Source organism: Vreelandella lutescens, from assembly GCF_014640815.1.
GTDB classification, from domain to species: Bacteria; Pseudomonadota; Gammaproteobacteria; order Pseudomonadales; family Halomonadaceae; genus Vreelandella; species Vreelandella lutescens.
The window spans coordinates 188,878-201,132 of record NZ_BMHM01000003.1 but is presented as its reverse complement, the minus strand read 5'-3'; the positions used below and the strand labels follow the sequence as shown (position 1 = coordinate 201,132).

Sequence of the window (12,255 nt, the reverse complement as noted above, 5' to 3'; positions counted from 1 at the left end):
TAACTATCAACTTTCGATGCACCGCGTGCTTGCTGATAAGCTGTCGGCTCCTTTAGCGTTTCAAGGATAGATACGTGCCGCTTCGTGATTTACTGCTAGGCCTGCTGGTCATTGCCATCTGGTCGCTGAACATTATTGTGATCAAGGTGGGCGTGGCAGAACTTCCCCCACTGCTGATGACGACCCTGCGCTTTATTTTAGTGGCCGCGCTGCTGGTACCGTTTTATCCGGTAGCCCGGGCGCAGCTGCCGTTTTTAGTGCTGCTATCCATCACGTTTGGCAGCCTACACTTTGCGCTGCTGTTTATTGGGCTGGGCCAAGCCGAGGCAGGTACGGGGGCACTGCTGGTGCAGATGGGTACGCCGTTTGCCACGCTGCTGGCGGTAGTATTTTTGAAAGAGAAGCTAGGGCTTAAACGCCTAGCAGGCCTACTGCTCTCTTTTGCGGGGGTGGTGGTACTGGCAGGCGGGCCTACCCTGCCCTCGCCAATACCGCTGACGATTTTGCTATTAAGCGCGTTTGGCTGGGCGGTATCGCAACTGTTGATTAAGCGCGGACCGCCCATTGCACCACTGGCGCTAGCAGGCTGGGTAGCCCTGTTTGCCGTGCCTCAGGTAGCCGTGGGTTCTTGGCTTTTTGAGCACAACCAGTGGCAAGCGATCACTCAGGCAAGCTGGCTGGGATGGGGCGCGGTGGCGTACACCGCCATTATGTCGTCGATTGTCGCTTACGGCATTTGGTATGCGCTGCTGCGCCGCCACCCGGTGAATCGCGTGGTGCCAATGACGCTGCTTACCCCGGTGTGTGCCGTTGGCCTTGGGGCGCTGCTAATGGGCGACCCGATGGGATTCCATAAGCTGGTGGGCGGCGGACTAGTGGTCGCGGGTGTGGCCCTGATTGTGCTGAATGTAGGCAAACAGCGGCCAACCAGGGCGTAACAAAGCGCGTTACTCGGGGCGGCAGAACCCGGCCAGTGCAGGTACCGAGACACAGTCACCTACCTGGATACCACGCTCAGCAAAGTAGCCGGCATTCACTTCTAACGCGGCATGATAGGCAGCACCCGCAGGGTACGACGGGCACTCGCGCGGCGTATCCGACTCGCACGGCGGCATGGTGTTAATGGCCACAATGCGCCCTTCGCCGTCAATATAGGCGATATCTAATGGGATCAGCGTGCGATACATCCAAAAAGCGTTACCGGCGGGCTGCTCACTCTCGAACCGAAACAGCATGCCGCGAGCCTCGGGCAGGTGCTCGCGCCCCATTAAGCCACGCTGGCGTTGCGAGACTGTTTCCGCCACTTCCACATCCAGGCGGTGTGGGCCACCTTCGCTATGGATCGCAAGCGGCAGCGTGTTAGCAAGCGCGGGCTCAGCTGCCCAGGCTGCTAACAGCGGCAGGGGCAAACAGGCGGCAAGCGAAACGCCTACAGCAGTTTTTAGCAATTGGCGGCGAGTCAGGGTCATAACAGAGTCCTTTTGTTGTGTGGTGCCTGGGAGGTAGGTTGCGCCGGCATAAGATGGATCCCCTCCGCTAACAGCGAAACATACACTGACGCTCCCAGAGTGAGCTGATTGCGTTTAGCCGCGTGGGTGGCGATGTCGAAACGTAGCATATCTCCGTGAGAAACACGCAGCGAGATTGACGTCATGCTGCCCAACACCACCATTTCGCTTACCGTGGCAGCTACCGGATTTTCCCGCTCACCTTGAGAGGGGCGCTCCCGGCGATGCAGCACGATATCCGAGGGCGGCAGATACCAAGTCAGTGTCTCGCCTATGTCGCCACTTTCTAACCCGTTAGCGACTTCCAAGTACCACTCCCCCCACTGTAAGCGCCGCCCTGCGGCGGTCTCGACGATTTTCCCGGCAAACACGTTATGGCGATCCAACAGCTTGGCAACTGTCGCTGAGCGAGGCCGCCGAAACAGCGCCTCGGGGCTGCCTTGTTGCAGGCTCACGCCGTTGTGCAGCACGCAGATTTGGTCGGCGAGCGCAGTGGCCTCTTCTAGGTCATGGGTAACGAGAATGATGGGGATAGAGATTTGCTGGCGCAGTAGCGCCAACTCGCGCTGCAAGCGGCGGCGGGTGACTTGATCCACCGCGGAGAACGGCTCGTCCAGCAGCAGCGCTTGCGGCTCTCTGGCCAACGCACGGGCCAGTGCCACTCGCTGACGCTGGCCGCCGGAAAGCTCACTGGGGTAGCGCGCCTCTAGCCCCTGTAAGCGTACGTTTGCCAGCCACTGGGCCGCTTGTGCAGAGCGCTGAGCGCGGGGCACATGTCCCATAGCGAGCTGAACATTCTGCTGGGCCGTTAAATGAGGAAACAGCGCATAGTCCTGAAACACCATCCCAATCTGGCGCGCTTGCGGTGGCAGGGAGTGGTGCTGCCCTTCTTCCGCCAGAAACCACGCTTTTTCCCCACAGCTCACACGGCCTTGCTGTGGCTGATACAGCCCGGCAATGGTGCGCAGCAAAGTGGTTTTGCCACTACCTGACGGCCCCACCAACGCGAGCAACTCTCCAGGCGCACAGCTAAACGTCGCCTTAAGAGGAATCGGCCCGGCCTGATAAACGTCCACGGTGAGGTTACCCACGCGCCCACCTGCGCTTGCCAGCGAGCCCATACACAAGGCCCAGTGTGGCCAGGGAAATCACCAGCAACAGCGCAGACATGCTCGCCGCGCCCTGCTCATCAAAGGCCTGTACGCGGTCATAAATAGCAATAGAGAGCGTTCGGGTCTCGCCATCAATCGCGCCACCTACCAGCAAAATCACGCCGAACTCCCCGAGGGTGTGGGCAAAGGTCAGCGCTGCCGCCGAAAGAATCCCAGGCCACACCAGCGGCAACTCGATACGCCACAGAGTTTGCCAGGGGCTAAGCCCACTGCACCATGCAGCCTCACGCAGGTTCGCAGGCACATGCTCAAAGGCACGCTGAATGGGCTGGATAGCAAAGGGGAGATTGGCGATCAAAGAGGCCAGCAAAATACCGCTAAAGGTAAAGTTGAGCCCGCCGCCCGTCAGCGCCGCCCAGGCACCGCCTAGCGGTGCATCGCGGCCAAACTGCTGTAGCAGGTAAAACCCTAATACCGTGGGCGGTAGCACCAGCGGCAGCGCAATCAGTGCTTCACACAGCCCTTTGCCGCGAAACTGTGCCGTGGCCAGCAAACGCCCCAGCCAAATGCCGAGGGGTAATAAGAAGAGACAGGTCAACGCCGCAAGCCGCAGCGATACCGAGAGCGCCGACCAATCCATTAATCGGTACTGAATCCGTAGGTGTGAAAAATCGCCTGTGCTTCAGGCTGCTGCAGCCACTCATAAAACGCTTTCGCCACCGCACCGGCTTGATGTGTCAGCACCATGCGCTGACGTAGTGGTGCGTGCCACGTGTCAGGGATAAGCACGTACTCACTACGCTCTCTGAGGGCCGGAGCGAGCGCCAGTGAATACGCGACTAAACCACCCGAGGCATCATCAGAAAGCGCAAACTGCGCCGCTTGGGAGACGTTTTCACCCAACACAATTAGTGGCTCAGCGCGCTCCCACAGCCCTGCGTATTCAAGCGCTTGCTGAGCAGCCACGCCGTAGGGCGCATGCTCAGGATTCGCCAACGCAATGCGCACAGGGTCGCCGCTGGCGTGCCTTTCCACGGCGGCAGATACCGCCGCAAGCGGCGTCTCTTCAGAAGGTACATCCCCCTGCCCAACACGTTGCAGCCAAACCAAACGGCCAATGGCGTACATCACGCCTTGATCTGGGGTGTGACCTTCTGCATACAGGTCATGAACGTAGCGTTCGTCTGCAGAGAGGTACAGCTCAAAGGGTGCCCCTTGGGCGATTTGGCGACGAAAATTCCCCGACGAACCAAAGTTCAAACGCAGCGAATGGCCGGTTTCTTGGCGAAACTGTGCTGCGGCTTCCGTCAGTGCAAACTGCAAATCAGACGCTGCAGCCACAATAGGCGCACCGGCAAATGCCGGTGCACTTAGCAGCCAACCGCACAGCCACAGTAGTACGCGCATGCGTTACGCCTTAGCGTTTTCGGCGTGCTGCTCGTTGATCACCATTACTTTCATGGTGTTGGTGCCGCCGTGGGCATTCATATGGTCGCCACGGGTCAGAATGACGTGATCACCCGGCTTGGCGACGCCCTGCTTCACCAGTAGCGTGAGGGCTTGGTCGTTCAGCTCGGTAGCGCTCATTTCCGAGGTATCGAAGGGAAGCGAGACCACGCCGCGGTACATGGCCATACGGCGTTGGGCAATCGGATTGTGAGCAAGGCCCACGATGGGCAAGCCCGAGCGGATGCGCGAGGCAATCAGAGGCGTGTAGCCAGAGGCCGTCATACAGGCAATCGCTACCACGCCTTTCATGTGGTTAGCAGCGTACATGGCCGACAGTGCAATGGTTTCATCCGGGCGGGTAAAGCCTTCATGGATACGGTGACCCGACTCTTGGGCGACCCGCTCACGCTCGGCACCCAGACATACACGCGCCATCGCTTCTACGGTTTCCAGCGGGTAGTCGCCCGCGGCGGTTTCCGCCGAGAGCATGACCGCATCGCTGCCATCCAGCACCGCGTTAGCCACGTCGAAGACTTCGGCGCGGGTGGGCAGCGGCGCGGAGATCATGCTCTCCATCATTTGGGTAGCGGTAATCACCGCACGGTTGAGCGAGCGGGCGCGTTTAATCATGCGCTTTTGCACGCCTACCAGCTGGGCATCGCCAATCTCAACGCCAAGATCACCACGGGCGACCATCACCGCTTCAGAGGCTTCGATAATGCCATCCAGCGTGGCTTCATCGGCCACCGCTTCAGCACGCTCCACCTTGGCAACGAGGCCAATTTCCTTGCCCTCTTCGCCCAACAGGCGGCGGGCCTCTAGCATATCTTCTGCGGTACGAGGGAAAGAGATCGCCAGGTAATCGACGCCAATCTCAACAGCGGTTTTGAGGTCGGTTTTATCTTTTTCGGTCAGCGCGGGGGCCGAGAGCCCGCCGCCCTGCTTGTTAATACCTTTGTGGTTAGAGAGCTTACCGCCCACGACCACTTGGGTGTGTACCTGCTTGCCCTCTACACGGGTGACATCAAGCACTACCCGGCCATCGTCCAGCAGCAGACGGTCGCCCGCGGTTACATCATCCGCCAGGGTTTTGTAGTCACAGCCAACGCCGTGGATATCGCCAGCATCGCTGTCCATGGCCATATCCAGTACAAATGGCTGGCCCTCTTCTAAATACACGGCACCCTCTTTAAAGCGGGCAACGCGGATTTTAGGGCCCTGCAAATCCCCCAGCGCGGCCACGCTGCGGCCGAGCTGAGCGGCGATTTCACGCACGCGGGCTAGGCGGCGGCGATGGTCGTCGGCGGTGCCGTGAGAAAAGTTTAGGCGAACCACATCCACCCCCGCCTTCAACATGGCTTCCAGCACGCCTTCACGGTCGCTGGCAGGGCCGAGGGTCGCGACAATTTTGGTACGACGAAGGGGGATATGGGTGTTTGCGCTCATAAATGTCCTAACCGTTCATAAAGTGGAGTGTCAGCTTATCAGCATAACCCAACCAAGATGACACTCGCATGCTCTTGCAGTGGGCTATTGCGCTAAAGTGACGGTAACATCTAGAGGATATTCGTCACAGTTATTGCCATCCCCACCGCGGTCCACCACCAAGAACTCCCCTTCGCGCTCCAATACCGATTGAATCGCGTGCCAAGTACCGGCGCGATAATTCACTCCTTGGCGGCCATCGGTCACAAACGCCTGCACCTCGTCTAGCGCAATCGTCTCGCCAGGCGGGGCAACCACAATAATAAAGCGCTCCTGGCGCAGCGGCATAAACGCTTGGCTGCCCTGAGGGTGGCGCTCCAAAAACGTGAGGGATAGCGGCAGTGACACCGGCTGGCTGACGAAAATATTGATCAGCGTATGGGCGTTATCGCCGAGGGTTTCTACCTTGGCGAGATCATGGTGGCGCTGGGTGCGCCCGGCGTTAATTGGATACGACGCGGACGTGCGGGCATCCAGTACATCCCCAAACGGTGCAAAGGCGTCTGCCGTGAGCAGCTTGGCTTCAAGCGTTAACATAACGGTATCCCTTTAACCTATGTGATGCTCCCGATACGGTAGAAGGCCGCTAACCTGCGAGCATCTACCGTGGGAGGTAGCTTAACTCGCGCCTATTAGCGGACACCCAGACGTAGCGCCGCATGACGGTTAACGTCTTTGTACAGCAGGTAGCGGAACGGGCCGGGGCCACCGGCATAGCACGCCTGAGGGCAGAAGGCGCGTAGCCACATAAAGTCGCCCGCTTCTACTTCGACCCACTGCTGGTTCAGGTGATACACCGCCTTGCCTTCCAGTACGTAAAGGCCATGCTCCATCACATGGGTTTCATCAAACGGGATCACGCCGCCCGGCTGAAAGGTGACGATATTGACGTGCATATCGTGGCGCACGTCGTTGGGGTCGACAAACCGCGTAGTGGCCCAGCGCCCTTCGGTGCCCGGCATCTCAATCGGCGCAATGTCTTGTTCGTTAGTCACGAAGGCTTTCGGGACCTCCAGACCTTCCACATACTCGTAAGCTTTGCGCACCCAGTGGAAACGCACCGGCTCGCGACTTTCATTGCGCACCAGCCAGTGGCTGCCAGGAGGAATAAACGCGTAGCCACCCGGCCCCATCGTATGGCGCTCGCCCGCTAAAGTGAGCGTTAACTCACCCTCCACAATAAACAACACGCCTTCCGCTTGGGGGTCCAGTTCAGGCTTATCGCTACCGCCTTCGGGCTGCACTTCCATAATGTATTGGGAGAAGGTTTCCGCAAACCCCGACAGCGGGCGCGCCAGCACCCATAACCGGGTGCCTTCCCAAAACGGCAGGTTGCTGGTCACGATATCGCGCATCACCCCTTTGGGAATCAGTGCATAGGCCTCGGTAAAGACAGCACGATCAGCGGTGAGCTGGGTTTGCGGCGGGTGCCCGCCCGTTGGGGCGTAATAGTGAGCGGGTTGGCGTGTTGTTGGCATTGTCTCTCCCTGGAGTGAGTGGCGTACTCAGCGGTCATGGCAGCATGAGGATGCTGCGCCTATTTCTTGTATACAATATTACGCGGTGCGACTTCAGACAAACCTTAAAGCACCGCAGAGATAAACTGCTTAAGCTCTGGGGTTTTAGGGTTACTGAACAGCTCGGCAGGCTCACCCTCTTCGTGAATACGCCCTTGGTGCATAAACACCACGCGGTCGGCCACATCCCGAGCAAAGCCCATTTCGTGGGTCACCAGAATCAGTGTCATGCCTTCTGCCGCCAACGCTTCCAACACGCGCAATACCTCGCCGACTAACTCAGGGTCTAATGCCGAGGTCACCTCGTCACACAGCAGCACCTTTGGGCGCATGGCCAGCGCCCGGGCAATCGCCACCCGCTGCTGCTGGCCGCCGGAAAGCTGTGCGGGGTAGGCATCGTACTTATCTGCCAGACCCACTTTATCCAGCACTTCTCGGGCGACTTTTTCGACATCGGCACGGGCTTCGCCACGCACCACCACGGGAGCCAGGCACACGTTATCGCCCACGGTTTTATGGGGAAACAGGTTAAAGCTCTGAAACACCATCCCAACATTTTCACTGAGCTCTTTGGGCGACATGGAACCGGCATCGAGCTGCTGTTCGGCAATGGTAATCTCGCCGCTATCGTGCTGTTCGAGCTGGTTCAAGCAGCGCAGCAGCGTACTTTTGCCCGAACCGCTGCGGCCAATAATGGCGACCACTTCCCCCTGGGCAACGTTGAGGTCGATACCCTTGAGCACTTGCAGGTCGCCAAAGGCTTTATGAACGTTATTAACGCAGACCAGCGTCATAGAGCTTTTTCTCCAAATGGCGCGCGTAGCAAGAGAGCGGGTAGCACAGCGCGAAGTAAAAAAGGGCCACGAGGGTGAAGATAGTGAACGGTTCAAACGTTGCGTTATTGAGCATCGTGCCCGCTTTGGTAAGCTCCACAAAGCCGATGATGGACGCCAGCGCGGTGCCTTTAATCACCTGAACCGAAAACCCGACCGTGGGCGGAATCGAGAGCTGCAGCGCCTGGGGTAAAATCACATGGCGCATGGTTTGGAAGTAGTTCATGCCCAGCACGCGGGCGGCGTGCCACTGCCCTTTGGCCACGGCTTCCAAACAGCCACGCCAGATATCGCAAAGAAATGCGCTGGTAAAGAGCGTCAGTGCGATGGAAGCGGCCCACCAGGCAGAGATGGGGTGCCCCATAGCGGCCGCGCCAAAAAAGATCAAAAACAGCTGCATCAATAGTGGCGTGCCTTGAAACAGATCCACATACAGCGAGGTAAAACGCTGCAGCCAGCGGCGGCTGGAAAGACGCATGAAGGTAAGCACCAGCCCCACGGTGGCACCGCCAACAAAGGCAATCAGTGACAGCACCACCGTCCAGCGGGCGGCGAGCAGCAAATTGCGCACGATATCCCACAGCGTGAACTCAATCATCGTTGCTCTCCTTGCTGATACGCGAACACACGCTTACCTACCAGCATAAAGGCACGGCGCATACCGAACGCCAGCAGCAGGTACACCAAGGTAATCAGCAGATAGACTTCAAAGCTTCTAAAGTTGCGCGACTGAATAAAATTGGCCGCGTAAGTGAGGTCAAAGACGGAAATTTGCGACACCACCGCCGAGCCCAGCATGACGATAATGGCTTGGCTAATCAGCGAGGGGTACACCCTGGCAAAGGCAGGTACCAGCACCACATGGCGGTAACTTTGCAGGGTGCTCATGCCCAGCGCTCTGGCGGCTTCTAGCTGCCCTTTCGCCGTGGCGCTGATGCCTGCGCGTAAAATCTCGGCGCTGTAAGCGGCCAGATTCAGCGTCATCGCAATAAACGCGGCGGTAATGGCATCAATTTTGATACCCAGCCCCGGCAGGCCAAAAAAGATAAAAAACAGCTGCACAATAAAAGGCGTGTTACGGGTGACTTCGACATAGCCGCCTAACCCCCAGCGCATCCAAGGCTGCCCGTTCACACGTAAATACGCAACCGCTACTGCCAGCCCAAGCCCGGTTAAGGTGGTCACCACGGTCAGTACGACCGTGGTGGTTAAGCCTTTGACCAGCTCACTGACGTAGGGCAACAGGGTGAGAAAATCGAGTGTTGGCCCCATACCGCCTCTCAGCTACCGAAGTTGTCAGGAAGGTCTGCGCTGAACCAGCGCTGAGAAAGCTCGTTAAGCGTGCCATCTTCCAGCGCCTGGGCAATTAAGCGGTTTACTTCGGCCTGCAGCGCCGCTTCGTTTTTATTCAAGCCAATGTAGCAAGGGGAATCTTTCAACTGATACATCAGTGAAGGCGCACGGCGACTGTTGCGCTCGGCAATTTCTGCCGCAACCACGTTACCGGTGGCGACATAATCCACTTGGCCAGAAAGGAACGCCGAGATGGTGGTGGCATTATCTTCAAAGCGCTGAATAGTGGTGGAGTCGGGAGCGACATTAGAAAGCTCCATATCCTCAACCGCACCACGGGTAACGCCTATGGTCTTATCAGCGAAGCCTTCGGGGCCCTCGACACTCTCGTCTGCATCCGCACTAAACACGCCCAGGAAGAACGGCGCGTAAGCATCAGAGAAATCAATCGCCGCTTCGCGCTCCGGGTTTTTACCCAGGCTTGAGATCACCAGATCCGCCTGCCCTGTTTGCAGATAAGGGATGCGGTTGGCGCTGGTCACGGTAATCAGTTCCAGAGTGACGCCCATCTCGTCGGCAATGTAGTTGGCCATATCGATGTCGTAACCGCGCGGCTGTAGATCAGTGCCTACCGAGCCAAACGGGGGGAAATCCTGCGGCACTGCGATACGAATCGTGCCGCGAGATTCAATGGCTTCCAGCGCATCGGCATGGGCCGCCGTGCTAGCGCTCAGCCCACCCACGGCCAGGGTGGCCGCCATACCGGTGGCCACTACGCCGGTGTGAAGACGTTTCAAGTAGTGCTGAACCGAATCTTTAAAGCCCTGAGGGGTAGTTCCCATGACGCTCTCCTGAAAGTGAGTCGCAAGCCAATGCCGAGAAGAAGTAACGTGTGTGATGCAGTCCACTGAAAGCTTTGTTGCACAAAGCCAATCAAAGAAACTTTTGTTTCACACGACCACCAGCATTAGCAATAACGAGACCAGCCGTAGAGAAAGCAGCTTAAGAACAGCGCGTTAGGTCACTATCAGGCAGGAGAGCACGCAAGGTAACCCAGCGTGCGTTCAGTAAAGCGGTTATATTTGGTGCAGCAGGCAGGCACATCGCACCATTATTGATGGGCGTCCCAATCCACGCTCATGACGGGCGATGCCAGCTCGTTTAATTCCGCGTACTGGTCGCTAATCGTGCTGATCCGTTCGCGACCATCCGCTAAGCGTTGGTGCAAAACGGCATTCGCCAACAGGCAAACCACGCTGTTGGCGGTGGCATAGCTGTCAAACGCTGAGAGGCTCTCAAGCGGTACTTCTAACCACCACGTCACTTGCGTAGCAAACTGCGAGGCGGTGGGGTCAGCAATCAAGAGCACGTTAGCGGGTGAACGCTCCAGTGCAGCGACTAACGCTGCAAACGCCGATGGGCGGCGACGAAAACCAAACAGCACCACGGTATCGTGCTCGGTTAAATCCACCAGCTCTTCGGCCAGCGACTGGTTAGGCTGCGGTGCCAAACGCACGTGGCTACGGGCTTGGACGAGCTGCTGACGTAAGTGCAGCGCCAGCGGGTAGCTGTTGCGGAAACCGACGATCACGACCTGATGAGCCACCGCTAACGCGTCGACCATCGCAGCAAAGTCCTGGGGGGCAAGGCTCGCGAAACAGCGCTGCAGATTTTCCTGCTCCCGCTGGAGGTGGCGCTGGAACGGCGCACCGCTCTCGCTCTCCTCCTCCATGGCATGGGCATCAATCACCAGCGGTACACCCAAATTACGCAGCTCGCGGGCGTGATCTTTTACCGTCCGGTAGCTTTCAAACCCTAGCCGCTTGAACAGGCGGCTAACGGTCGATTTTGACACCCCCGTCAAACGCGCCAGATCAGCGGCGCTATACACGGCCAAATCATCAAAGTGATCCAGAATAAAGCTCGCCACACGCTGCTCTTGGGCGCTAAGTGCATCAAACTGGGCGGCAATCCGTTGTCCGATATGGGGTGTCATAGTGTCCTGTTTCGTTATTTGGGCGCGGGATGATGCTCTGCCCAGTGGCGAGCAATATCGACCCGGCGAGCCACCCACACACGGTCGTGGGCTTCGATATGGTCTAAAAAGCGCTGCAGCGCACGGAACCGCCCGGGGCGACCCAGCAAACGGCAGTGCATACCAATGGAGAGCATTTTCGGCGAATCCTCTCCTTCGGCATACAGTACATCAAAGGCGTCACGCAGGTAGGTAAAGAAGTGGTCCGCCGTGTTGAACCCTTGCGGAGCAGCAAAGCGCATGTCGTTGGTATCTAAGGTGTAGGGCACAATCAGGTGGTTGTGCTCAGCGCCCTGGCTATCGCTCACTGTGGTCCAGAATGGTAGGTCGTCGCCGTAGTAGTCACTGTCGTAGAGGAAGCCACCTTCGTCCAAAATTAAACGGCGGGTATTGGGGCTATCGCGCCCGGTGTACCAACCTTCAGGCTTTTCACCGTACAAACGCTGGAAGATCTCCATGGCTTTTTGCAGATGCTCACGTTCGACGTGCTCCGGGGTCTCTTGGTAGTGAATCCAACGGTAGCCGTGGCACGCCACTTCATGGCCCAGCTCTTTAAATGCCTGGGCCACATCCGGATGGCGCTCTAGCGCCATCGCCACCCCAAATACGGTCAGCGGCAGCCCACGGCGCTCAAACTCGCGCAGAATACGCCACACGCCAGCGCGAGAGCCGTATTCGTAGATGGACTCCATGCTCAGATGGCGGTCTGGGTAGCTGGCCGCGCCAATAATCTCGGACAAAAACTGCTCCGAGCCTGAATCTCCATGCAGTACGCAGTTCTCACCGCCCTCTTCATAATTCAGTACAAATTGAACGGCAATCTTAGCCTTGCCCGGCCAGTTAGCGTGGGGCGGCGTGCGGCCATAGCCGATTAAATCGCGTGGGTAATGAGAGGACATGGTCAGGCTCCTTAATAAAGGCAGAGCGTTTTAGTTTGTATACAAAATAGCCATTTTAGCGAGTGGCCGCAATTCAACGCAGGGCTAATTCGCTGAGATATCGACGCTTTTAGCTGCGCTAACG

General features: G+C 58.0%; 14 protein-coding genes. 1 reads left to right on the top strand and 13 read right to left on the bottom strand.

The window, feature by feature from the left end; translation table 11 throughout:
* Positions 1–74: 74 nt before the first annotated feature.
* Positions 75–938, top strand: a complete 864-nt coding sequence (locus tag IEW65_RS08550) for a DMT family transporter (protein ID WP_188639062.1) — start codon at positions 75–77, stop codon at positions 936–938.
* A 9-nt stretch (positions 939–947) separates the two neighbouring features.
* Here the strand turns inward: IEW65_RS08550 and IEW65_RS08545 are convergent, their stop codons facing one another.
* From IEW65_RS08545 to puuE, 13 genes are all read right to left on the bottom strand, one after another.
* The gene (locus tag IEW65_RS08545) at positions 948–1,469 is read right to left on the bottom strand and encodes a DUF192 domain-containing protein (protein WP_188639061.1); all 522 of its coding nucleotides are present in this window, start codon (positions 1,467–1,469) and stop codon (positions 948–950) included.
* Entirely contained in the window at positions 1,466–2,599 is a 1,134-nt protein-coding gene (locus IEW65_RS08540) for an ABC transporter ATP-binding protein (protein WP_229755510.1), read from the bottom strand. Before IEW65_RS08540 ends, IEW65_RS08545 begins: the two co-directional genes overlap by 4 nt.
* Positions 2,592–3,260 (bottom strand): molybdate ABC transporter permease subunit, encoded by a 669-nt coding sequence (gene modB, locus IEW65_RS08535; protein ID WP_188639059.1) that lies wholly within the window; start codon positions 3,258–3,260, stop codon positions 2,592–2,594. Before modB ends, IEW65_RS08540 begins: the two co-directional genes overlap by 8 nt.
* Entirely contained in the window at positions 3,260–4,027 is a 768-nt protein-coding gene (gene modA / locus IEW65_RS08530; protein WP_188639058.1) for a molybdate ABC transporter substrate-binding protein, read from the bottom strand. Before modA ends, modB begins: the two co-directional genes overlap by 1 nt.
* 3 nt (positions 4,028–4,030) lie before the next feature.
* A complete protein-coding gene (pyk, locus tag IEW65_RS08525; RefSeq protein ID WP_188639057.1) occupies positions 4,031–5,515 on the bottom strand; it encodes a pyruvate kinase in 1,485 nt (494 codons plus the stop codon).
* 84 nt (positions 5,516–5,599) lie between these two features.
* A complete protein-coding gene (locus tag IEW65_RS08520) occupies positions 5,600–6,091 on the bottom strand; it encodes an ureidoglycolate lyase (RefSeq protein WP_188639056.1) in 492 nt (163 codons plus the stop codon).
* 95 nt (positions 6,092–6,186) lie between these two features.
* The gene (locus tag IEW65_RS08515; protein WP_188639055.1) at positions 6,187–7,032 is read right to left on the bottom strand and encodes a bifunctional allantoicase/(S)-ureidoglycine aminohydrolase; all 846 of its coding nucleotides are present in this window, start codon (positions 7,030–7,032) and stop codon (positions 6,187–6,189) included.
* Between the two features lie 104 nt (positions 7,033–7,136).
* Positions 7,137–7,865 carry an amino acid ABC transporter ATP-binding protein gene (locus IEW65_RS08510; RefSeq protein WP_229755509.1) on the bottom strand — a complete coding sequence of 243 codons (729 nt, stop codon included), beginning with the start codon at positions 7,863–7,865 and terminating at the stop codon, positions 7,137–7,139.
* Positions 7,846–8,502 (bottom strand): amino acid ABC transporter permease, encoded by a 657-nt coding sequence (locus IEW65_RS08505; protein ID WP_188639054.1) that lies wholly within the window; start codon positions 8,500–8,502, stop codon positions 7,846–7,848. The genes IEW65_RS08510 and IEW65_RS08505 overlap by 20 nt, the downstream gene beginning before the upstream one ends.
* Positions 8,499–9,176 carry an amino acid ABC transporter permease gene (locus IEW65_RS08500; protein ID WP_188639053.1) on the bottom strand — a complete coding sequence of 226 codons (678 nt, stop codon included), beginning with the start codon at positions 9,174–9,176 and terminating at the stop codon, positions 8,499–8,501. Before IEW65_RS08500 ends, IEW65_RS08505 begins: the two co-directional genes overlap by 4 nt.
* A gap of 8 nt (positions 9,177–9,184) precedes the next feature.
* The gene (locus tag IEW65_RS08495; RefSeq protein ID WP_188639052.1) at positions 9,185–10,039 is read right to left on the bottom strand and encodes a transporter substrate-binding domain-containing protein; all 855 of its coding nucleotides are present in this window, start codon (positions 10,037–10,039) and stop codon (positions 9,185–9,187) included.
* 269 nt (positions 10,040–10,308) lie between these two features.
* On the bottom strand, positions 10,309–11,193 hold the full coding sequence (locus tag IEW65_RS08490; RefSeq protein WP_188639051.1) for a MurR/RpiR family transcriptional regulator: 885 nt from the start codon (positions 11,191–11,193) through the stop codon (positions 10,309–10,311).
* A 14-nt stretch (positions 11,194–11,207) separates the two neighbouring features.
* Positions 11,208–12,131, bottom strand: coding sequence for an allantoinase PuuE (gene puuE, locus IEW65_RS08485; RefSeq protein WP_188639050.1), 924 nt, complete (start codon positions 12,129–12,131; stop codon positions 11,208–11,210).
* Positions 12,132–12,255: the final 124 nt, after the last annotated feature.